We start from the raw sequence: 19,891 nt of genomic DNA on the forward strand, positions 1-19,891 counted from the left end.
GTTGGAAAAAGCTTCGTGCCCGGCCGGTCAGTCACTGTGGTACAGCGAGGCGGGTTGTGGCCCTGAGATCGCGCCGCACTGCATGGGTCCGCCGCCCCCCTGTGCAGAGACCTTCTGTTCATGCTCGGGCCAGACCATCTACAGCTGTGGGGTCACCCGCGAGCCCCACCGGTACAAGGGAGCGTGCACGAATTGAATCCCGTCAGGGCGACTCCTCGGGCCGCTCGACTCCGACGGGAGGTGCTTTTCAGAAGGCGAGCGGCTCAGGAGCGGCCGAAGATGATGCGCTCGTCGCGCAGCAGGCGGGCCGTCCACGCGAGGAACACCCCGGCGAGCGCCGTACAGCTCACGAGCCCCAGCACGAAGGGCAGTGGGCCCAGGGGCTCGCCGCGCATCAGCTCCTGCACGAGCATCTCCTGACCCAGCACCGGCACCGCGAACATCCACGTCTGGCTCTGCACGGGCGAGAGCACCAGCACCATGCCGGGCAGCGTGGGCAGGAACGACAATACCTGCATGTACGTCTGTGCTTCCTTGAAGGAGCGCGCGAAGGTGGACAGGAGCATCTGTCCCGCCGAGGCCATGAGCGCCAGGGGCAGCACGCCCGCCCACAGGCCCAGCACCGCGAGCGGATCCAACCGCACCTTCACGCCCAGGTCCTGCAAGGGCACCCGGTTCATCACCAGGAGGAAGGCCACGAGGCACAGCGTCGTCGCCGCGATGGCGAACACCACGGCGGTGAGCCACTTGCCCAGCACGAGCGCCTCGCGCCGCACGGGGTTGAGCAGCAGGGCCTCCAGCGAGCCGCGCTCGCGCTCGCCGGCCATGGCGTCGATGGCCACGCTCATTCCGCCCGAGAAGGTGGCGAGCACGAGGAAGATGGGGATGATGGACAGCAGGCTCGCGGCCAGCCGCTCCGGCGTGGACAGGTCCACCTCCTCCACCTTGATGGGCGAGGCGAGCTCCGGCGCCACCCCGCGCGCGAGCAGCCGCTGCGCGCCCAGGAGTCCCGAGTACCCGTTGAGCAACTGCTGCACCCGGCGGATGGTGGTGCGCGCCTGGTTGCGCGAGTTGTCCATGACGAGGTGCACCTTGGCGGTGCGGCCCGCGGCGAAGTCCTCACCGTAGTCCTCGGGGATGATGAGCACCGTGTCCAGCTTGCCCGCCTGGATGCGCGCCTCGTAGTCCGCGGGGGGCTCGGTGAGCGTGGCGCCAGCGCGCTCCAGGTAGGCGACGAGGCTCGGGGCATGGGAGCGGCCCACCACGGGCAGCTCCAGGGGCTTGTCCTTGTTGAGCCAGGAGGCCATCACCGTGAACATCACCCCGAAGAGGATGGGGCCCATGAGGGTGATGCCCACCGCGCTCCACACCGAGCGGCGGTCGCGCAGGTGGTCGCGCAGCTCCTTGCGAAACACCGTCGAGAGCAGCGACTTCATAGCATCAACCCCTGATCACTGCCGATGACCGCCACGAACGCCTCCTCGAGGTTCTCCTTGCCCGTGCGCGCGCGCAGCTCGTCCGGGGTGCCGTCCGCCACCACGCGGCCGCGCGCCACCACCACGATGCGGTCGCACAGCGCGGCCACCTCCTGCATCACGTGGCTGGAGAACACGATGCAGTGGCCCTGCTCGCGCAGGCGGCGGATGAGCGTGCGCACCGCGCGCGTGCTCATCACGTCCAGGCCGTTGGTGGGCTCGTCCAGCAGCACATTGCGCGGCCCGTGCACGAGCGCCCGCGCGAGCGCCACCTTCATGCGCTCGCCCTGGCTGAAGCCCTCGGTGCGCCGGTCGGCGATGTCCTTCATGTCGAGCAGCTCCACCAGCTCGGCGATGCGCGAGTCGAGCGCCGCGCCGGACAGGCCGTGCAGCTCCCCGGCGTAGCGCACGTGCTCGCGCGCGGTGAGGCGCGGGTAGAGGCCGCGGGCGTCGGGCAGCACGCCCAGGGCGCGGCGCACGTCCAGGGGGCGCTCGGCGACGTCCAGGCCGTCCACCTTCACGCTGCCCCGGTCCGGGCGGATGAGCGAGTAGAGCATGCGCAGGGTGGTCGTCTTGCCCGCGCCGTTGGGCCCGAGCAGCCCCGTCACCACGCCGTCCTCGGCGCGGAAGCTCACGTCCTCCACGGCCGTCACCGCGCCGAAGCGCTTGTGCAGGTTCGTCACGTCGATCATGGCACCGGCCCCGCGAAGGAGGTGAAGAAGGGAGGACGGGCCAGGCTCTCGCGGCACTTGGGCTCGAGTCCCTTCACGCTCCCGCGCGTCACGAAGTCCGCCATCAGCGTGCGCGCGCACCCCACGGAGCTCGTCCCATGGCCCACGCCGGGCAGCACCACGTGCAGGCTGTTGGACAGCGTCTTCTTCGCGTCCTCGGCCCACTGGGGCGGCGTCACGGGATCCAGCTCCCCGGACAGGAGCAGCACCGGCACGTCCGACGTCACCGGGTCGCGGTAGCCCGCGGGCACGCTGCCCCGGGGCCACAGCGCACACGTCCGGAGCGTGTCGCGCAGTTCGCGCTCGCCCATCCACGTGCCGCGCGTCTCGCGCACGAGGGCCTCCTCGGTGATGAGGGGCGCGTCCTCGGAGCACACCACGGACAGGTACATGCCCCGGCTCATGTTCTGCTCGAGACTGCCGTGCATGGTGACGTAGAGGGCGACGAAGGGGCCCCAATCGCCCTGGGTGGCGCGGTCCACCACGAGCGGGAGCATGGCGGCCGTCTCGGGCAGGTAGAGCAGGGAGTGCAGCGCGCCCACGAAGGCCGTGCGGGTGAGGGTCACGTCCTCGGGGGCACCGGTGAGGGGGTGCTGCACGCGGGTCTTCAGGGGCTCACGCGCCAGGCTCTCCAGGAGCGTGGTGAAGCGGTCGCGCAGGTTCGGGTAGCGGTGCGAGCACACCTCGTCCTGCTCGCAGCTCGTGAGCAGCAGGTCCAGCGAGCGCTGGCCATCGCGCGCGACGTAGAGGGGGAGTACGAGGGACAGGGGTGCCACGCCATCGAGGATGACGGTGCGCACGTGCTCGGGGTGCTGGCGCAGGTACACGAGCGCGGCGCGTGTGCCATAGGACACGCCCCACAGGTTGAGCTTGTCGTAGCCGAGCGCCGCGCGCACCTCGTCCAGGTCATCCATGGCGATGGGCGTGGTGTACAGGCGCACGTCCGCGTCGTAGCTGGCGAGGCACGCGCGCACCTCCTTCTCGCGGAAGGTGTCGTCGAACTGCTCGGTGAGCGGCGCGGTGGGCGGGACGGGGTTGCACTCGAGCGGCCGGGAGTCGCCGGTGCCGCGCTGGTCGACGAAGACGAGATCCCTCTGGCGCTGGATGCGATCGAGCAGCGGCATCACCTGTCCGGCCAGCTTCGCGGCGCCCTGTCCGGGGCCACCGGCCAGGAGCACCAGTGGATCCGACAGGGGCGAGGAGGCGAGCGCGGGCACCACCACGACCTTCAAGGGCACCTTGCGCCCCTGCTTCGCCGCGCGATCCTCCCACACCTCCAGGGTGCCGCACAGGGCCTGCCGTCCCACGCCCTCCAGGCGGCACGGAGCGAGCGGCAGCGTACGGTTCGACTCCCCGCCCGTGCTCCGGGAGCAGGCGGACAGCGACAACAAGGCGCCGAGCAGGACGGACAACCAGCGGAATTCACGCGGTCTCAAGGTGCTCAAGACTTACCATCGCCCCTCACCCGGTGCACTGTCCCGGTGACGGCCCGCGCGAGGGGCGATTGAATGGCCCCGGCGCTCTTCCCGTCCGCCTCCCTACCCATGAAGACGAACCGAACCTTCCTCCTCCTCGCTGTTCTTGGCCTCTCGCTCGGTACCGGCTGCGCCGCGCTGCAGAAGATGGCCAAGAACGCCTTCAAGAAGCCCACCCTCACCTTCAAGACGGCGCGCCTGTCCCAGGCCTCGCTCTCCGACGCCACCGTCGACCTCGTCTACCAGCTCAACAACCCCAACCCGCTGGGCCTCAGCCTCGCGTCCATCAACTACGCCTTCTTCGTCGAGGACAAGCAGGTGGTGGCGGGCACGCCGGCCAAGGGCCTGAACATCGCGGCCAACGGCAAGTCGGAGCTCGTCTTCCCCGCCAACGTGCGCTTCGCGGACATCGCGCCGGTGGTGACGACGTTCCTCACCAAGGACAGCGCCCGCTACAAGGCCCAGGGCAGCCTCGGCGTGAAGACGCCGCTGGGCGTGTTGAGCTTCCCCCTCGAGCACGAGGGCACCTTCGAGGTCCCCAAGATTCCCCAGGTGCAGTTCCAGTCGCCGCGCATCACCAACGTCACCGTGCAGGGCGCCACGGTGGAGTTCCCCCTGGTGGTGAAGAACCGCAACAGCTTCGCCCTGCCGGTGGCGGGCATTGGCGGCGCGCTCAAGGTGGCGGGCGCCAACGTGGGCAACCTCGCCACGGGCAACCTCGGCCTGCTGGAGCCCGGTGGCACCAAGGAGCTCACCCTGCCCCTGAAGATCAACTTCGCGAGCGCCCTGTCCGCAGCCAACGCCCTGCGCTCGGGGGGCAACGCCCAGGTGATGCTCGACGGCCAGTTGCAGTCCGGCTCCCAGAACGTGCCGATGGACATCTCCCAACTCCTGAATTTCCGGAAGTAGTTCGCGGCGGAGAGCAGGGCAGGCGGGCGGACGAGGTGTTGTCGGTTGTTCCCCGGCGCATCCCCCGTTACGGTTGCGCCGGAAATTCCCAACGGACCCCGACATCCGCCATGCGCCGAATCCTCTTCAAGTCCAAAATCCACCGCGCGACCGTGACCCAGGCCGATCTGGATTACGAGGGCTCGGTCACGATCGACCGGAACCTGCTGCGCGCCGCCGACATCCTTCCCTTCGAAAAGGTGGCGGTGTGGAACGTGACGCAGGGCACCCGGCTGGAGACGTACGCCCTGGAGGGTGAGGCGGGCAGCGGCGTCATCTGCATCAATGGCGCGGCGGCGCACCTGAACAAGCCGGGAGACCTGGTCATCATCGCCACGTTCGCCGAGGTGGAGGAGAACGAGGCGAGGAACTGGAAGCCGACGGTGGTGTTCGTGGACGCCGCCAACCGCATCGTGCCTGGGGTGACGGAGGAGATTCCGGGCCCGGCGCGGCGCATCGCCTGAGGCACGTCCCAACCGCCCCGCTCCGCTTTACGCTCCCGCGCGGGCTTGCCATGCTCGCGCGCGAGGGGCGCGCGGATGCGCTTCGAGAGGCGAGGGACGAGATGAAGTGGACGTGGGCAGGCGCGGTCCTGATGGGGATGCTCACCGGCTGCGGGGCGAGCCGAGAGGCGTTCCGTCCCAACCCCAACGACGATGATCCGCTGGTGGGCTCGGTGCGGGTGGTGCGCGCGCCGCTGAAGGATCGCTGCGAGCAGCATGGGCGCTCATCGGTGCGCGGCCCGTGTGACGAGGCCCGCTACGTGGCGACCGAGTACACGCGGCGGCTGTCCGTGGGCGACGAGGTGTGCCTGGAGGACGGCTATGGCGAGGAGCCGGGGCCGGTGTGCAAGGCCCGGGCGGTGGTCATCGACACGGCGCCCGACCAGGTGAAGCTCGAGGTGCGCTCGACGAAGCCGGACTCGCGCTGGTTCCAGGCGGAGATGCGGCACGCCTGGTACGAGGAAGGGGCGCTGGTGGACCTGTACCTCGAGGAGCAGGGTTACTGAGGGGAGGAGGGCAGCATGGCGTTCTATGATCCCATCGCCGACACGGTGAAGAAGCTCACCCCCGCGGAGCTGAAGAAGCTGGCGGACACGAAGCTCACGGATCTGGTGCAGCAGGAGGTGCCGCGCGCGCGCAAGCGGGTGCTGGAGCTGGAGCAGCGCTACCCGTCCGCGGGCTTGCGCGAGCGGGCCCAGCGGCTCATCGACGAGAAGAAGCACGTGGCGAGCATGACCGGAGGTGTCTTTGGCGCCTTCGGGCTCGTGGGGCTGCCCATGGACTTGACGGTGATGGCGTGGCTGCAGCTCACGCTGCTCGTGGACGTGGCCACGCTGTACAAGGTGAACCTCAAGGGCACGCACGCGCTCAACGAGCTGTTGGACCTGTACGGCTACACGACGGGCGTGGGGACCATCCAGCGCTCGGGGCCGCGGGTGCTGGGCAAGGTGGCCGAGGTGCTGCTCAAGAAGGGCGGCATGCAGACGCTCGGACGGGCGATGCCCCTGGTCGCCGCGCCGGTGACGGCCTACCTCAACAACCAGCACATCCAGAAGGTGGGCGACAACGCGGTGCGCTTCTATGAGGGCTTCAACAAGGCGCACGCGAAAACGCGCGCCGCCTCGCACAAGTGAGAGCCCCCGATGAGCGAACGCGCCCCCCAGGTGTGTCCCCGGACGGGCGCCTACCTGCGGCCCCACTTCGAGGAGCTGCTGGCGCGCGCCGTGTCGGACGCGCACCAGGCCCGGCTGCCGCTCACGCTGCTGTGGGTGGACGTGGATGAGACCCAGGAGGGCAACGACGCGCACGGCCGCGAGGCCATGGACACGGCGTTGAGCGCGCTGGTGGACGAGCTCGCCGCGGAGCTGGACGGGCGCGGGCCCATCGGGCGCATGGAGGGGGATGCCTTCGCGGCCCTGCTCTACGCGGTGACCCCGGACATGGGCGAGCGGCTCGCGGAGCGGATGCGCCGCCGGTTCGCGGCGAGGCGGTTCGGCCCGGAGCCGGGCGGCTTCCACCTCACGGTGTCGGTGGGCGTCGCGACGCTGCGGCCCCAGGAGCCGTATGGCAACCTGATGGACGCGGCCGAGGCGTCCTGTCTCCAGGCGAAGCAGGCGGGGCGGGACCGGGTGGTGCGGCGCTAGGCCCCCGCGCGCTCACGACATCCCCAGCGCCTTCATCCGCGCCTTGAGCGTGTTGAGCGCGATGCCCAGGTCCGCCGCGGTCCGGGTCTTGTTGCCGCCCTGCCGGGCCAGGGCCTCCTGGATGTCCTGGACCGTCAGGGCACGGGGCCGCTTGCGCACGGGCGCCAGGGTATCCACCGAGGGCGAGCCCGTCCTCGGCATGAGCAGCGGCCCCAGCGCGCCTCCGAAGCCCAACGCGCGCTGCTCCAGATAGGAGCGCACCGCCTCGAGCGAGATGAGGGCCGGCGCGCTCGCGTTGCCTTCCAGGGACTGCTGGGCCGCCTCGCGCGCCACCACGGTGCGCACGGTGGACTCCAGCTCGCGGATCTGCCCGGGCCAGTTCGCCCGCGCGAGGAAGTCGAGCGCCTCGGGGGTGAGCTGGGCGTCGTACTGCTGCTCGACCTTGAGCCGGTGCAGGAAGGTGGCGACGAGGTGGGGGATGTCCTCGCGCCGCTCCTCGAGCGTGGGCAGGATGATGAAGTCGCCCGCGGCGAGCCGCTGCGCCAGGTCCGGCCGCAGGTCCGTCTGCCGCAGGGGCACCTTGGAGGCGGAGATGAGGCGGAAGCGGGGCGGGGGCTCGCGGAAGTCCGCCGGAGCGCCCAGCGGCGCGAGGCTCCCGGTGCCCTCCAGCACGTCCACGAGGAAGTCCTGGGCGATGCGCGGCAGGAACTCCACCTCGTCCAGGAAGAGCGTGCCGCCGTTGGCGCCGTAGAGCTTGCCCACGCGCGCGAGCGAGGCGCCCGTGTACGCGCCCTTGAGGTGCCCGAGCAATTCACTCGTGAGCGAGGCGGGATCCTGCGGCAGGCGCCCGCAGTTGAGGATGACGAAGCTGCCCTCCAGGCCACCGCGGCGGTGGATTTCCCGCGCGATGAACGTCTTGCCCGTGCCCGAGTCACCCCGGAGGAACACCGGCAGCGGGTGACGGGCGCACCGGTCGATGGAGCGCTCGAGCTGCACCGTGGCCGAGGAGACACGCGGTGTGGTGTGGGGACGGGCCCCACCCTCCTGGGGCATCTCGGCCAGCAGGGTGAGGCGGCTCCTGCCGTTGCCCAGCAGCACCATGTCCCCCGCCTCGAGCACCCGATCCTTCGACGGGGCGAGGCGCTGGAAGCGCACCCGGGACTCCTTGCCGGGCGCTTCCGGACGGCCCACGTAGCTGCCATTCTTCGAGTCGAGATCCCGGTACACCCAGCGGCGATCCTCGCGCAGCGACAGGCGCCCGTGCTGCCGGCTCACCGCCTCGTGGGAGAAAACCACGGTGGACTCCGGCGACCGCCCGAAGATGTAGGCCCGGTCTGGATACAGCGGGGAGACCAGATCCTCGATGCCCTCGCGCTGCACGCGCAGCGCCTTGGGCTCGCGGTAGGGCGGGTTCCACCCCGAGGACGTGTCTGGCTCATTCTCCCGGCCTCCCCGCCCCGCGGCGCTCTCGGCCCCGCCTGCTGCGTCCTTGTGCCCGCCTGCCATTCTCACTCCGGGTACGCGACTGCCGTCAGGACTGATAGCAGTTTTGACGTCTGGAAGGCGCCCGGAGCGGGCACCACGGGAGCGATGGGATTAAAAGTCTCTGGCAACACGGTAATAAATGAGGGAGGGTGCGCTGGCACGCAGTGTGCTTGGAAGTGGTGCCGGCAACCGGCCGTACGGGCCCTCCTCCCAGGAGCACGCGTGTTCAACATCACTGTCGGGTTCATTGGTGAGAACAGCACCCAGACCGGGATCCTCAAGCGGCGGGAGATCGCCATCGGGAGGGATCCCGCGAACGATCTCGTCCTCGATAACGGCAGCGTCTCACGCACCCACTGTCGACTGGTTGCCATTGAAGGAGCCACCATCGTGTTGGACGAGAACTCGAAGAACGGAACCTGGCTCAACGGCAAGCCCGTGGACCACCCCTCCGTGCTCAAATTCGAGGACGAACTGGTCATCGGACCCTACTCCCTGCGCGTCCAGTCCCTCGTGGGACAAGGCACCGCTCAGGACATCCCCGGGGGGGTCGTTTTGAACCCACGCCTCGGGCACACCTCCGCCTCCACCCCGGGGCAGACGGCGCTGATCCGGGGGCTGTCGTCCCTGGAGACCCGGCGGCAGGAGCTGCGCTGGCTCATGCGCGAGCCGGCCGCCCACCCGCGGGTGGATGGGCTGCTGCGCGCGGCGCTGAGGGATGCCGACCTGGAGGTGCGTCTGACGGGCGCGCTGACGGCGGCGCGGCTGCGCGCCCGGGAGATGCTGCCCCTGTTGCAGTCCTCGGACACGCCCACGCTGCTGCAGGAGGTGGACGAGCCGCGCGAGCGCCGCTTCCTCGAGCAGCTCTGGTACGGGGTCATCCGCTACCTCCAGGAGCGCCGCAACCCAGGGGACACGGTGCCCGGGAGGGATCCCCTCCGGCCGCTGTGGCAGCTGCTGGCCGGGGAGCTCGAGGTGACGGACTCGGCCTCGCTGCTGCTGCACTCGCTGAGCACCCCCCTGGAGACGGGACCCGGGCCCACCGCCCTGCCCCCGGGCGTGGTGGAGGAAGGTGGCCTGTACTTCCTGCGCCGCTCGGGCGTGCCCCTGCAGTGGGTGGCCCCCATCGAGCACTGGCTGGGGGCTCCCCCCGTGCGCCGCGTGCGCTCCCAGGGCTTCTTCGTGGCCCGCGTCCCCATGGATCGCCCCCTCGCCAAGTGGGTGGGTCATCCGCAACCCGTCCGTGTCGTCTCTGACCACGAGCAGGTGTGGTTGGGCTCGTGCAAGGAGGCGGAAAAGCTGTGCGCCCAGCTGTCGGAGCTGGAAGGTGTCACCCTGCGGCTGCCCACGGCGGACGAGTGGGAGATGGCGGCGCGCGGCACGGATGGACGGCGCTACCCGTGGGGCAACATGCCCCAGGAGGACTGGGAGGAGTGCGCCTCGCCGTGGGGGGTGGACCATCTGGTGGGGGACGTGCCGGAGTGGACGTTCGAGCCAGACAGCGGCACCCAGTTGCTGCGCGGTGGCGTGGAGGCGCGCACGTGGGTGCGCCATCCCGTCTACGAGGGCGAGGAGGAGTTCGCCGCCGCGCTCCGCTTCGTCATCGCCGGCGTCTGAGGCCCCGGCTCACGGCGGCACGTCGCGTTGGCCCGGGCAGAGCAGAAGCTGCCGGGCACGCGCCTGGGCCTCGGGGCTCGCGGTGAGCCACTCGCGCACCGCGGCCACCTGGTAGGTCATCGTGGCGCTGTCCGCGGCGCGCTGCAGCTGCGCCACATCGTACGCCGACAGCGCCCAGCTCAAGGGCGCCGTCTGGCTGAACTCGAAGGGCTGGGTGGTGAAGAAGCACGGCTGCCCGGCGTTCAGCTCGTCCTGCACGAGGCTCAGCAGCTCGTCGTTGCGAAACGACATGCTCGACTCGCGCGCCTGGAGCACCGCCTCGATGGGGGAGGTGAGCCCGCCCATTATCGCGCCCGCCCCGCTCTCGCTCAGCTTGGAGAGCCGGCCGTTGCGCAGGTGATCGCGAATCTGCAGCAGCACCACGCCCGACGTGCACGCGCGGATCCACTCGCGATGCGCGTGCAACCACATGAGCGCCAGGTCCACCCCGTAGTTGTCGTAGTAGCCGGCGTCCACCACCCGCACGCGCGGCGCGGTGGGCAGCGCGCTCGCCGGGCTCATGTAGGGGAACGAGGCGCTCATGCGCGCCGCCGTGGCCACCGAGAAGACGGATTGCTTGTGGGGGAAGAGCTGGAAGAGCTGCACGCCCGACAGCGACAGCAGGGCCCGGGAGGCCTCCTCGCGCGAGTCTCCATTCGGATCCGCCACCAGGATGCTCGACTCGGACGAGGTGAGCGCCGACAGGTCCAGGTTGCTCACCAGCAGCCGCCGCCCGTCCTCCACCAGCATGGGCGAATACACGAGCGAGGGCAGCCACCCGGAGGCCTCGCCCAGGCGCAGCGCCTCGAAGGAGCGCCCCAAGAGGCCCTCCGTGTTGCGCACCCAGGTGTGCTCCAGCGAGCGCCCCCGGTCCTCGCCTCCGGGCAGCAGCAGCGTGATGGCCGGAGAGGAGAGGCTGTCCTGCTGCATCACCGCCGGCAGGGAGAACCCCGGTGGCAGGCCCTCGGCCCCCAGCGCCACCACCCAGGTGCCCGCCGCCACCATGCCGCCCGAGGCGCCGGTGACCAGACGCACATAGCGGTGGAAGCCCGGCACCCCCTCGGGCCCCTGGAGCTTGGAGAGCACATGCGCCGTCCAGGCCGCCGCGCGGATGCCGCCGCCGCTCGTCGCCACCAGCGCCATGCGGGGCTTGGGACCCGGCGCACAGGGACCCGGCGCCTCCTCGGACACGGGCGGCGTGTCCCCAGGCGCGAGCCACGAGGCCCCCGGCGGGGGATCCGCCCGCATCCGCGCGAGCCATGCCTGGAGCGCCTCCTCGTCGCCGAGCAGACCCGTGTCCCGGGCGGGGCCCGGACGCGTGCCCGTGTACGCGGGCGGCTGGGGCAGGGACAGCTCGGCGTAGACGGAGTCGTCCGCGCACCCGCGCCCGCCGAACAACACCAGGGCGCCCGCGAGCAGGAAGGTGCCCATGTGGCGCGAGGGGAAGAAGAAGCGGACCGCGCCATAGAAGGCCCCGCTCAGGCCCACCGCCACGCAGATGACCACCGCGGGAGACACCCAGTTGTGCACCCCCGTGAGCGCCACGTTCACCGCCACGAGCAGGTAGCCCAGCACGAAGAGCAACAACAACCAGGCCTGCAGCACGTGCAGCACCAGCAGGTGGGTCGAGCGCCGGCGGAAGAACGTCGCCCCGATGCGCCGCAGCAGGCGGTGCCGGCGCCAGTCCGACTCGCTCCAGCGCCGCAACCACTCGGTGCCCCGGGTGAGCAGCACCATGACCCCCAGCGCGGCCAGCTCGCCGAAGAGGAAGGCGAAGTGCCGGCGGGTGAGGCTCGGCACGCTGAGCACGCCCAGCAGCAGCGGATAGGTGCCGGTGCGGAACAGGTACCAGCCGAGCGAAGGCGGCACCCCGCCGCGCTTGCCGGGCCGGGGCGCCAGGGCCCACCGCTCGTCCGCGTCCAACAGGTAGCCGATGAAACACAGCTGCCCGAGCAACATCGCCGCGATGAAGCCCGCGATGAACGTCACCCGGGGCACGTCATGGAAGAAGAGATTCGACAGTCCCAGCGCGTCGAAGGCGCCCCACACCATGGACACGACGAGCGCCTGGAGCACGAGCAGCACGGGGCTGCGGCTCCACCACTCCAGGAGGGGACGCAGCGGTTGCGCCGTCCTGCCCCGCCACCAGTTGCGCACCCACGCCCAGGACATAGGCCCCGAGCCTGCCCCAGAACGCCTGCCCCGGGAACCCCCACCCCCCTCTCACGGGCCGCGGGGTCTCCCCCGCGCCCGAGCGCTCAGGCTTGCGGCTCCTTGGCCTTCTTGCTCGCCTCGATCTGCCGGTGCACCTCGTCCATGTCGAGCGCACGCACCTGCCGGATGAGGTCCTCCAGGGCCGCCGCGGGCAGGGCACCGGGCTGCTCGAAGAGCAACACCCCATCCCGGAACACCATCAGCGTGGGGATGGAGCGGATCTGGAAGCTGCCGGAGAGCTCCGGCTGCGCGTCCGTGTCGATCTTCCCGAAGATGATGTCCTCATGCTTCTCGGCGGTCTTGTCGTAGATGGGCGCGAAGGCGCGGCAGGGACCGCACCACGAGGCCCACCAGTCGAGCATGACGATGCCCGGCTTGGAGACCGTGTCCTTGAAATTGTCCTTGGTGATTTCGAGTGTGGCCATGGAAAAGCTCCTAACGGACTTCCAGCAATTCCACCTCGAAAAGCAACGTGGAGTTGGGGGGGATGACCGGCGGGAAGCCCCGGGCGCCGTAGCCCATCTCCGGCGGGATGGTGAGCTTGCGGATGCCCCCGACCTTCATGCCCGCCACGCCCTTGTCCCAGCCCTGGATGACCTGCCCCGCGCCCAGGCGGAAGGTGAAGCCTTCCTTGCGGTCCCGGCTGCTGTCGAACTTCGAGCCGTTGGTGAGCGTCCCCACGTAATGCACCGTCACCGTCTTGCCCGCCACGGCCTCGGTGCCCGTGCCGACCTTCGTGTCCTCCACCTTCAAACTCATGCGTCACCTCCCATTGGAAAGAATCCCACCTTAACGTCCCCCTTCCGTGTGCCGCACCCGGAAGGGCGGAAAAAGAACGGCGCGGCACCCGGAATCGCAGGGCGCCGCGCCATGACTGTCCTGCCTTTGTCACATGGAGGGATTAGAACGTGCCACCCAGGTTGATGGTGCCGGTGTAGCGGCCCGTCCAGGTGTCGGCGTCCACGCCCGGGGAGAAGTCGTTGTTGAGCAGGAAGTTGTAGTTGATGCGCGCGTCGGCGGTGAAATCACCGATGTGCGTGCGCAGACCCGCGCCCACCGGGATGTTGGCGTTGGTGTCGTCGCGGAAGCCGGTATCCCCGCTGTTGCGGACGTTGTAGCGGTTGAGACCGAGGCCGCCGAGCACGTAGGGCTGCACGGGCGTCGCCGCGAGGCCGAAGGTCAGCGCCGCCTGGCCGCCGTTGCGGATGATGTCCGGACCACTGCCCGCGTTGTCCCGCAGATCGTTCGCCGCGCCGGAATAGCCGAGCTCGATGCCGAACACCTTGCTGGGCTTGATGGCCGCCGTAACGCCCACGGCCGCGCCGGGCCGCACCTCGGGAGCCAGTCCGCCGGTGTAGCCTTCCACACCGCCGCCGACCATCACCGTCAGGCCGCGCATGTCCGCTTCCTTCTTGGGCTTCTCGTCCAGCGCCCTCAGCGCCTCGGCCTCCTTCACGTCATAGCCAGAGCCGCCAATGGCCTCGGAGTCATGCACGTCGTAGTCGCGCTGCAGCGACGAGGGCTGCTCCCCGGGCAGCAGGCCCGCGTGCGGATCGTGCACCGGCGCTCCCGCGCCACCCGTGCCCTGCTGCAACGGCGTGCAGTAGAGCGTCACCCCGCCCTGGCCCTGGATGATCTGCGAGTTCGGAGCCGAGGGTTGGATCGCGGAAGGCGCCGCCACCTGGCCCGAGCCCCCGAGTCCCTGCTCCTGGAGGTTCGTATCTCCGGCGCCGCCGATGCCCATGTTGGCCGGGGCTCCCTGCTCATGCCCCTGGTTCACATCCATGTCAGCTTCCTGGGCCACCGCGGCGCCGCTCGTGAGCACCGCCGTCACAAGACCCGCCAAAATCTTCGTGTTCATCCGAACCTCCAACCGTCGTGTGGGTGACAGGAAGTTCGTTACCGGTGTGACGATCGGCAAGGAGCGGCCCCCGGGGCCGGGCCGCCCTCCTGCCTCGGGGGCACTCGAGCAGACGGCCCCGGACGGCTCGGGTCAGCCACGCGTCCAATCACTGCTCGTCACGACGGGCAGTTGCAGGGCGCGCTCGCGATCCAGGTCCAGGTTGCCGATGTGCAGCGACAGCGGCGCCTGCACCCACTTGTAGATGGACTGGAGGAAGAGCCGGATGAACTTGTCCACGTAGCCGCGCAGCCGCTCCGCCTCGACCTCGGGGAACATCGACTCGAGCGCCAGCATCATCTCGGCGGGCACCAGCTTCTCGCCGGCGAACAGGTAGAAGCACGCGTCGAGGATGGGAAAGGGCATCAGCTCCTCCTCGCCCACCTGGTTGTGCGCCAGCTCCGGCCCGGCCGGCTTGGAGAGCACCTTGCGGATGCCCTCGTAGTTCGTCTGCTCCAGCAGGTAGTCCAGCAGGTACATGACGACCGTCTTGGGCACGTTGGCGATGACGGCGAGCGCGCCCATCAAGTCTCCACCCACGGTGGTGTAGCCCACCGCGCGCTCGCTCATGTTGCCCGTCTGCAGGAACAGGCCCCCGCTGGAGTTGGACCAGTTCCACATGCGCTGGGCACGCAGGCGCGCCTGGATGTTCTGCTCGGTGAGGGCCGTGGGCTGGCCACCGCCGAGCATCGTGCGGGTGACTTCCAGCTCCCGGTCGAACGCCTCCTCGATGGGGACCACCTCGAAGGGCACGCCCAGCTCGCGGGCGATCGTCTCCGCCGCGTCGCGCGTGGCGTCGCTCGAGTAGCGGCTGGGCATGTAGAAGGCGCGGATGAGGCTGCCCGGGTTGTCGGGCCGCACGCGTTTGGCGTAGCGGTGGGCGATGAGCAGGGTGAGCAGCGAGTCGCGCCCGCCGGACAGGGCGATGCCGAGCACCTTGAAGGCCCGCGTCTTCTCGAAGTAGTCGCCCACGCCGAGCGACAGCGCATCGAGGATGTCCTCGCACAGCGCCTCGCGCCCCGAGCGGCGGGTGTCGGGCCCGGGCAGGAAGAAGCTGCGGTGGGCGGGCACGGGGTAGCGCAGCGTGTCGCGCCGGGTGGTGACGGCCTGCGTGCAGTCGATGGTGGGCACCAGCTTGCCGCCCTCGCGCAGCCACGTCTCCCGGTCACTGCGCCAGGTGGTGTTCTCCGTGCGCAGGCGCAGCGTGCGGTCCAGGTCCACCACCGCCGAGGCGAAGCCCTGGCGGAAGCGGGGCTCCTCGATGATGGGCTTGCCGTTCTGGTTGATGAAGCCGCCCCCATCGAAGATGAGGCCGTCGTTGCTGCCCAGCGCGTTGGAGTAGGCGATGGTGCACTGGAAGTCCGCGGCGCGCGTGGCGAGTTGCTCGCGCCGGGTGTCCACGTGGCCCAGCCGGAAGGGCGAGGCGGACAGGTTCACCACCAGCTCTCCGCCCGAGTAGGTGCGCCGGCGGATGGGCCCCTCGGGGCTCCAGATGTCCTCGCACACCTCGGGGGAGAGGATGCCGAAGTCGAAGCGGAAGAGGTAGTCGCCGAGCGGAATGCCGCGCAACTGCTCGTGCATGCCGGGCACGCCGCGGGCGAAGGTGCGGCCCTCGTAGAAGATGCTGTAGGTGGGCAGCTTCTCCTTGGGGACGAGCCCCACCACCTTGCCGCCCGCCACGACCGCGGCGCAGTTGTAGCGCAGGCCCTGGTGCGCCACCGCCACGCCGATGAGGAACACGCACGGCAGCGAGGCCGTCTCCCGAGCGAAGCGCTCGAGCTGGGGCCACTGGTTGTCGACGAACCCCTGCCACTGTACCAGGTCCTCGGGGGGATAGCCGCCGACGAGTGATTCCTGGAAGACGCCCACGGTGACGTCGTCGGCCGCCATCTGGCGTGCCAGGTCCAGCGCCGCGTCCACGTTGCGGGCGAAGGCACCCACGGTGACGTTGACGCTGGCGAGCCCAATCTTCACGAGCCGCATGGAAAGAGTGCCTCCTCGAACTCAGAACGGGATGAGGCGCGCGAGCAGACGCCCGGACGGCACGCCATGCAAGCGCCTAATTCAGGGGACCCGTCGGCTTGACCGGACTCAAACGGGCGACGAGCTCCGCCACCTCGTCCACCACCTCCAGGAGCCGCGTGCGCACGTCCAGCTCGCACAACAGCTCCTGGCGCCGCTCGGGCTCCGGCACGATGGCGGCGGCCACCACGTCCGCCAGCATGCCCCCCTGGGAGCGCGCCGCGAGCGGCAGGAGGTTCTCCGCGAAGGACACCGGCACGCGTCCGGCCAGGTCGAGCACCGCCTGCCGCAGCCGCTCCTCCTCGGGGCCCTGGTAGACCGGGTCCGGCAGCGGGTGCACCCGCACCTCCCGGTAGGGCTTGTCGGGAGGAAGCTCCGCGAGCATCCGGGCCCGGCAGACGCCCTGCAGGAGGATGTTGTAGCGCCCGTCCGGCAACTCCTCGTGCCAGATGATGAGCCCGGCGCACATCATGGGCTGCAGGGGGGGCCGCTCCCCATACTGCCCTTCCCAGCCCGGTTCCAACTGGGCGAGCGCCATCACCTTGTCCCCGGCGAGCGCGTCGCGCACCAGGGCCCGGTAGCGCGGCTCGAAGATGTGCAGGGGCAGAACGGCGTGCGGCAGGAGGACCGCGGAAGGCAGCGGAAAGACCTTGAGAGCCTGGGTGGTTCGCTCGATGCGTTCGAGGGCCGTCGTCATGGGAGCACCGTAGCCCGGTCCCCCGGCCCGGGTGAATGATGGGGTGTCGCCAGCCGGCAGGCGGGCGTCGTCCGGGGGACGGAAGGCTGATAACGCGTCCACTTTCCGCTAGCGTGCGCGCCCTCGATGACCGAACCCGCTCCCGTGGCCACCCCTTCCGAGAAGCCTTCCTGGTACCGCCGGCTCTACCTGCGCGTGGAGTCCCTCTCGTCCACCCCCCATGCCCTGGCCGCCATGATGCTGGTGTCCGTCGTGGACGCCTCGGTGTTCCCCATTCCGCCCTTCGCGCTGCTCGTGCCCATGGTGCTCGCCCAGCCGCGCAAGTGGGTGCGCTACGCGCTGCTCGGCACCGTGGCCAGCCTCCTCGGGGGCTTCATCGGCTACTACCTGGGGGTGCTCGTGCACCAGGGAGCCTTGAGCGCGCTGAACATCAACCTGGACGCGCGCATCGAGCGCTTCGGCATCAACGCCACCGTGGGCGAGCTGCTCGGCCAGAACTTCTGGGTGTTGGCGCTCCTGTGCTCGGTGCTGCCCACGCCCTTCAAGATCGTCGCCATCGGCAGCGGCATGGTGAGCGTGCCGTTGGATCGCTTCTTCCTCGCGGCGCTCATCGGCCGCTCGGCGCGCTTCTTCGCCGTGTCCGGGGTGATGCGCTTCTTCGGACCCACGGCGCGCAAGTGGCTGCGCGTGTGAGCTGAGCCGCGCTAGGCCGCCGACGAGGTGGCAAGCGCCTCGTCGATGGTGGCCAGCAACTCATTGGGCCGCACGGGCTTCTCCAGGACGCGGTTGCGCACCGTGCGCACGAAGTCACGCATGGCCTGGGTGTAGGCCCCGCCGGAGATGAAGACGAGCCGCTCGAGCAACTCCGGCGCGTGCGCGCGCAGGTGCGAGTAGACGTCCATCCCGGTCGTCCCCGGCATCTGCAAGTCACACAACACCAGGTCGAAACGCTGCCCCGCGCTCACCCACGCCAGGGCCTCGGCGCCACGCGTGGTGATGACCACGTCATGCGAGGGCTCGATGAGCATGCGCATGGACTGGGCCAGGCGCGGCTCGTCGTCGATGATGAGGATGCGCCGGCGCGGAGTGGACTCGGCCAAGGCACCGGCCGGCTCGGGCTCGGAGGGCGTGGCGGAGGTCTGCGCCGCGGCGGGCAGCACGAGCGTGAAGACACTGCCCTTGCCCGGCTCGCTGCGCACCCGCAGCTCGCCGCCATGGGACTGGACGATCTGCTGACAGATGGCGAGCCCCAGGCCCGTGCCCTCGTCGGAGGGCTTGGTGGTGAAGAACGGCTCGAAGATGCGCGCCAGCACGCTGGGAGACATCCCACAGCCCGTATCGGACACCTCCACCAGGGCACGGCCGAAGCCGTCACCGCCCGTGCGCACGCGCACCTCGTGCCGCTCGGGATTGCCCTCGGGGATGGCCTGCAGCGCGTTGATGAGCAGGTTGAGCAACACCTGCCCGAGCCGGGCCTCGCAGCCGAGCACCGGAGGAGGTGAACCAAAGTCTTCCACCAACCGCGCCCGGGCACGCACCGCATGAGCCGCCATGCGCATCGCGGGAACCACTACCGCGTTGACGTCCAACATCTCCCGCTCCTCTCCTTCCTGCCGACTGAAGACCTTCAGGTCCCTCACGATGACGCGAATGCGCTCGGCGCCCTCGCGCACGGAGTCCAGCCGGGTGCGTGCCTCGGCCAGGTGCTCGGGGCCCTGCCGCAGGCTGCGCGCCACGCCTTCCAGGTTCAACAGAAGGTAAGCCAGTGGGTTGTTGATTTCATGGCCCACACCCGCCGCCAGGGTGCCGACCGCGGCGATCCGCCCCGCCGAGACGAGCTTCTCCTGCAACTGCCGTTGCACGGTGAGATCATGGTGGGTGCCCACGACGTACGAGACATCTCCGCCCCCGCCCCCGCCCGCGATGCGCGCCAGGTGCATCTGGCTGAACAGCCGCGAGCCGTCCTTGTGCATCAGCATCACTTCACCCCGGAACTCACCCTTCTCACGCAGGGTGTCTTCCACCCGCTGCTGGACGTCCCGCGACGACACGGGATCACAGAACTCCCACGGGGAGCGGCCCGCCAGTTCCTCCTGCGTCCAACCGCTCATCTCCTGGAAGAAGGGGTTGAGGAACACGATCCTCGGCCCCTCGCCCGGGCGCTTCTCGCAGATGACCACCCCCTCGCGCACGTTGCGCACGGCGGTGGTCAACGCCTCGAGCTGAATCCGGGCCGCGCCCTGTTCGCGGCACACCGCCCGGCACAGCAGCCCGGCGCCGGTGGCGAGCGCCAGGAAGAGCTTCAACCCGGGCAGGCCCGCCGAGAGAGCGCTCTCTCCCGGCACGAAGACACCCGAGGCCACGAGCGTGCTGCCCATGGACACCGCCACGAGCAACACCAGACTGAGCGCCGCCCCCGGTGAGCCGAAGCGCAGGGCCGCCCACACCCCGAGGGGAAAGAGCACGAGCACCTGCGCGAAGACGAGCGAGGAGCCCCGCAGGCCCACGCTGAAGGACCACAGACACACGCCCAGCAAGAGCCCCATGAGCGCCAGCCCCTCACGCCAGAGCGTCTCCGGCTTGCGCCGCGCGAGCAGCATCAAGGCCACTCCGGCCCCCAACATCCCCAGCAGGCTCTCCGCCCAACCCCGCCAGGCGAGCCCTCCCACGGCCTCCCAGGACAGCATGTTCCGGGATGCGAGCGACAGCACGCCCGACGGGAGGCCCACCAGGGAGCCCACGGTCGCGGAGCAGGCGAGCACTCCCACGTCCTGGAGGCGTGCCTGCCCGGCGGAGAAGCCGAGGCGCCGCAGCAGCCACACCCCCAACACCGCCTCCAGGGTGTGACCCGCCGCGAGCGTCAGCGCCATGCCGGGGGTGGCGGAGCCCGAGAGCAGGTGGACACCCAGCGAGGCCAGGAAGACGGCGGGCCAGCGTGAGCGGCCCAACAGATACAAGCCCGCGAGGGCCACGCCCAGGGAAGGCCACACCGGGTGGGTGATGCCCACGAGCGACGCCTGGGTCATCCCGAGCCAGGAAGACGCGAGATGCACGACCGCCAGCGCGAGCGTTTCGGCGAATCCTCTCGAGCCCTCCATACGGACATGCTCGAGGCGCTGTGATTGCGTCGGAATGGCGGTGC

At 70.1% G+C, this 19,891-nt stretch carries 18 protein-coding genes; 7 read left to right on the plus strand and 11 right to left on the minus strand.

Going from position 1 to position 19,891, the window contains the following annotated elements:
* Positions 1–263: 263 nt before the first annotated feature.
* Genes F0U63_RS45980 through F0U63_RS45990 form a run of 3 tightly spaced genes read right to left on the minus strand, consistent with a single transcriptional unit; the run spans position 264 to position 3,642 of the window.
* Positions 264–1,436, minus strand: a complete 1,173-nt coding sequence (locus F0U63_RS45980) for an ABC transporter permease (protein WP_395841343.1) — start codon at positions 1,434–1,436, stop codon at positions 264–266.
* A complete protein-coding gene (locus F0U63_RS45985; protein WP_395841345.1) occupies positions 1,433–2,167 on the minus strand; it encodes an ATP-binding cassette domain-containing protein in 735 nt (244 codons plus the stop codon). The genes F0U63_RS45980 and F0U63_RS45985 overlap by 4 nt, the downstream gene beginning before the upstream one ends.
* A complete protein-coding gene (locus tag F0U63_RS45990) occupies positions 2,164–3,642 on the minus strand; it encodes an alpha/beta hydrolase (protein ID WP_395848530.1) in 1,479 nt (492 codons plus the stop codon). Before F0U63_RS45990 ends, F0U63_RS45985 begins: the two co-directional genes overlap by 4 nt.
* A gap of 108 nt (positions 3,643–3,750) precedes the next feature.
* Here F0U63_RS45990 and F0U63_RS45995 point away from each other — a divergent pair, with 108 nt between their 5' ends.
* From F0U63_RS45995 to F0U63_RS46015, 5 genes are all read left to right on the plus strand, one after another.
* Positions 3,751–4,590, plus strand: coding sequence for an LEA type 2 family protein (locus F0U63_RS45995; RefSeq protein WP_395841347.1), 840 nt, complete (start codon positions 3,751–3,753; stop codon positions 4,588–4,590).
* A gap of 110 nt (positions 4,591–4,700) precedes the next feature.
* Positions 4,701–5,093, plus strand: coding sequence for an aspartate 1-decarboxylase (gene panD, locus F0U63_RS46000; RefSeq protein WP_002621948.1), 393 nt, complete (start codon positions 4,701–4,703; stop codon positions 5,091–5,093).
* A gap of 50 nt (positions 5,094–5,143) precedes the next feature.
* Positions 5,144–5,638 carry a hypothetical protein gene (locus tag F0U63_RS46005; RefSeq protein ID WP_395841350.1) on the plus strand — a complete coding sequence of 165 codons (495 nt, stop codon included), beginning with the start codon at positions 5,144–5,146 and terminating at the stop codon, positions 5,636–5,638.
* A gap of 15 nt (positions 5,639–5,653) precedes the next feature.
* Complete coding sequence (locus F0U63_RS46010) at positions 5,654–6,265, plus strand: EcsC family protein (protein ID WP_395841351.1); 612 nt, start codon at positions 5,654–5,656, stop codon at positions 6,263–6,265.
* A 9-nt stretch (positions 6,266–6,274) separates the two neighbouring features.
* Positions 6,275–6,775 carry a GGDEF domain-containing protein gene (locus tag F0U63_RS46015; protein WP_395841353.1) on the plus strand — a complete coding sequence of 167 codons (501 nt, stop codon included), beginning with the start codon at positions 6,275–6,277 and terminating at the stop codon, positions 6,773–6,775.
* Between the two features lie 12 nt (positions 6,776–6,787).
* On the opposite strand, the gene F0U63_RS46020 is transcribed toward F0U63_RS46015, so the two are convergent.
* Complete coding sequence (locus F0U63_RS46020) at positions 6,788–8,281, minus strand: sigma-54-dependent Fis family transcriptional regulator (RefSeq protein WP_395841355.1); 1,494 nt, start codon at positions 8,279–8,281, stop codon at positions 6,788–6,790.
* A gap of 201 nt (positions 8,282–8,482) precedes the next feature.
* On the opposite strand from F0U63_RS46020, the gene F0U63_RS46025 reads away from it, so the two are divergent.
* Positions 8,483–9,877, plus strand: a complete 1,395-nt coding sequence (locus tag F0U63_RS46025; protein ID WP_395841357.1) for an FHA domain-containing protein — start codon at positions 8,483–8,485, stop codon at positions 9,875–9,877.
* 9 nt (positions 9,878–9,886) lie between these two features.
* Here the strand turns inward: F0U63_RS46025 and F0U63_RS46030 are convergent, their stop codons facing one another.
* From F0U63_RS46030 to F0U63_RS46055, 6 genes are all read right to left on the minus strand, one after another.
* On the minus strand, positions 9,887–12,001 hold the full coding sequence (locus F0U63_RS46030; protein ID WP_395841359.1) for a patatin-like phospholipase family protein: 2,115 nt from the start codon (positions 11,999–12,001) through the stop codon (positions 9,887–9,889).
* 173 nt (positions 12,002–12,174) lie between these two features.
* Positions 12,175–12,555 carry a thioredoxin gene (trxA, locus tag F0U63_RS46035; protein ID WP_395841361.1) on the minus strand — a complete coding sequence of 127 codons (381 nt, stop codon included), beginning with the start codon at positions 12,553–12,555 and terminating at the stop codon, positions 12,175–12,177.
* A 10-nt stretch (positions 12,556–12,565) separates the two neighbouring features.
* Entirely contained in the window at positions 12,566–12,889 is a 324-nt protein-coding gene (locus F0U63_RS46040) for an FKBP-type peptidyl-prolyl cis-trans isomerase (RefSeq protein ID WP_395841363.1), read from the minus strand.
* A gap of 142 nt (positions 12,890–13,031) precedes the next feature.
* Complete coding sequence (locus F0U63_RS46045; RefSeq protein ID WP_395841365.1) at positions 13,032–13,991, minus strand: outer membrane protein; 960 nt, start codon at positions 13,989–13,991, stop codon at positions 13,032–13,034.
* A gap of 132 nt (positions 13,992–14,123) precedes the next feature.
* On the minus strand, positions 14,124–16,013 hold the full coding sequence (gene nadE, locus F0U63_RS46050) for an NAD(+) synthase (RefSeq protein WP_395841367.1): 1,890 nt from the start codon (positions 16,011–16,013) through the stop codon (positions 14,124–14,126).
* A gap of 76 nt (positions 16,014–16,089) precedes the next feature.
* Positions 16,090–16,749, minus strand: coding sequence for an LON peptidase substrate-binding domain-containing protein (locus F0U63_RS46055; RefSeq protein WP_395841369.1), 660 nt, complete (start codon positions 16,747–16,749; stop codon positions 16,090–16,092).
* Between the two features lie 126 nt (positions 16,750–16,875).
* Here F0U63_RS46055 and F0U63_RS46060 point away from each other — a divergent pair, with 126 nt between their 5' ends.
* Entirely contained in the window at positions 16,876–17,442 is a 567-nt protein-coding gene (locus F0U63_RS46060; RefSeq protein WP_395841371.1) for a YqaA family protein, read from the plus strand.
* A gap of 11 nt (positions 17,443–17,453) precedes the next feature.
* Here the strand turns inward: F0U63_RS46060 and F0U63_RS46065 are convergent, their stop codons facing one another.
* Positions 17,454–19,847: an ATP-binding protein gene (locus tag F0U63_RS46065; RefSeq protein WP_395841373.1), complete on the minus strand. Its 2,394-nt coding sequence runs from the start codon at positions 19,845–19,847 to the stop codon at positions 17,454–17,456.
* Between the last annotated feature and the right edge of the window lie 44 nt (positions 19,848–19,891).

Source organism: Cystobacter fuscus, assembly GCF_044360685.1.
Classification (GTDB): domain Bacteria; phylum Myxococcota; class Myxococcia; order Myxococcales; family Myxococcaceae; genus Cystobacter; species Cystobacter fuscus_C.

Excerpts from the sequence above, each read along its gene's own strand:
- F0U63_RS45980 (WP_395841343.1), bottom strand. The coding sequence starts at position 1,436 with ATGAAGTCGCTGCTCTCGACGGTGTTTCGCAAGGAGCTGCGCGACCAC.
- F0U63_RS45985 (WP_395841345.1), bottom strand. The coding sequence starts at position 2,167 with ATGATCGACGTGACGAACCTGCACAAGCGCTTCGGCGCGGTGACGGCC.
- F0U63_RS45995 (WP_395841347.1), top strand. The coding sequence starts at position 3,751 with ATGAAGACGAACCGAACCTTCCTCCTCCTCGCTGTTCTTGGCCTCTCG.
- panD (WP_002621948.1), top strand. The coding sequence starts at position 4,701 with ATGCGCCGAATCCTCTTCAAGTCCAAAATCCACCGCGCGACCGTGACC.
- F0U63_RS46005 (WP_395841350.1), top strand. The coding sequence starts at position 5,144 with ATGCTCGCGCGCGAGGGGCGCGCGGATGCGCTTCGAGAGGCGAGGGAC.
- F0U63_RS46010 (WP_395841351.1), top strand. The coding sequence starts at position 5,654 with ATGGCGTTCTATGATCCCATCGCCGACACGGTGAAGAAGCTCACCCCC.
- F0U63_RS46015 (WP_395841353.1), top strand. The coding sequence starts at position 6,275 with ATGAGCGAACGCGCCCCCCAGGTGTGTCCCCGGACGGGCGCCTACCTG.
- F0U63_RS46020 (WP_395841355.1), bottom strand. The coding sequence starts at position 8,281 with ATGGCAGGCGGGCACAAGGACGCAGCAGGCGGGGCCGAGAGCGCCGCG.
- trxA (WP_395841361.1), bottom strand. The coding sequence starts at position 12,555 with ATGGCCACACTCGAAATCACCAAGGACAATTTCAAGGACACGGTCTCC.
- F0U63_RS46040 (WP_395841363.1), bottom strand. The coding sequence starts at position 12,889 with ATGAGTTTGAAGGTGGAGGACACGAAGGTCGGCACGGGCACCGAGGCC.
- F0U63_RS46045 (WP_395841365.1), bottom strand. The coding sequence starts at position 13,991 with ATGAACACGAAGATTTTGGCGGGTCTTGTGACGGCGGTGCTCACGAGC.
- nadE (WP_395841367.1), bottom strand. The coding sequence starts at position 16,013 with ATGCGGCTCGTGAAGATTGGGCTCGCCAGCGTCAACGTCACCGTGGGT.
- F0U63_RS46055 (WP_395841369.1), bottom strand. The coding sequence starts at position 16,749 with ATGACGACGGCCCTCGAACGCATCGAGCGAACCACCCAGGCTCTCAAG.
- F0U63_RS46060 (WP_395841371.1), top strand. The coding sequence starts at position 16,876 with ATGACCGAACCCGCTCCCGTGGCCACCCCTTCCGAGAAGCCTTCCTGG.
- F0U63_RS46065 (WP_395841373.1), bottom strand. The coding sequence starts at position 19,847 with ATGGAGGGCTCGAGAGGATTCGCCGAAACGCTCGCGCTGGCGGTCGTG.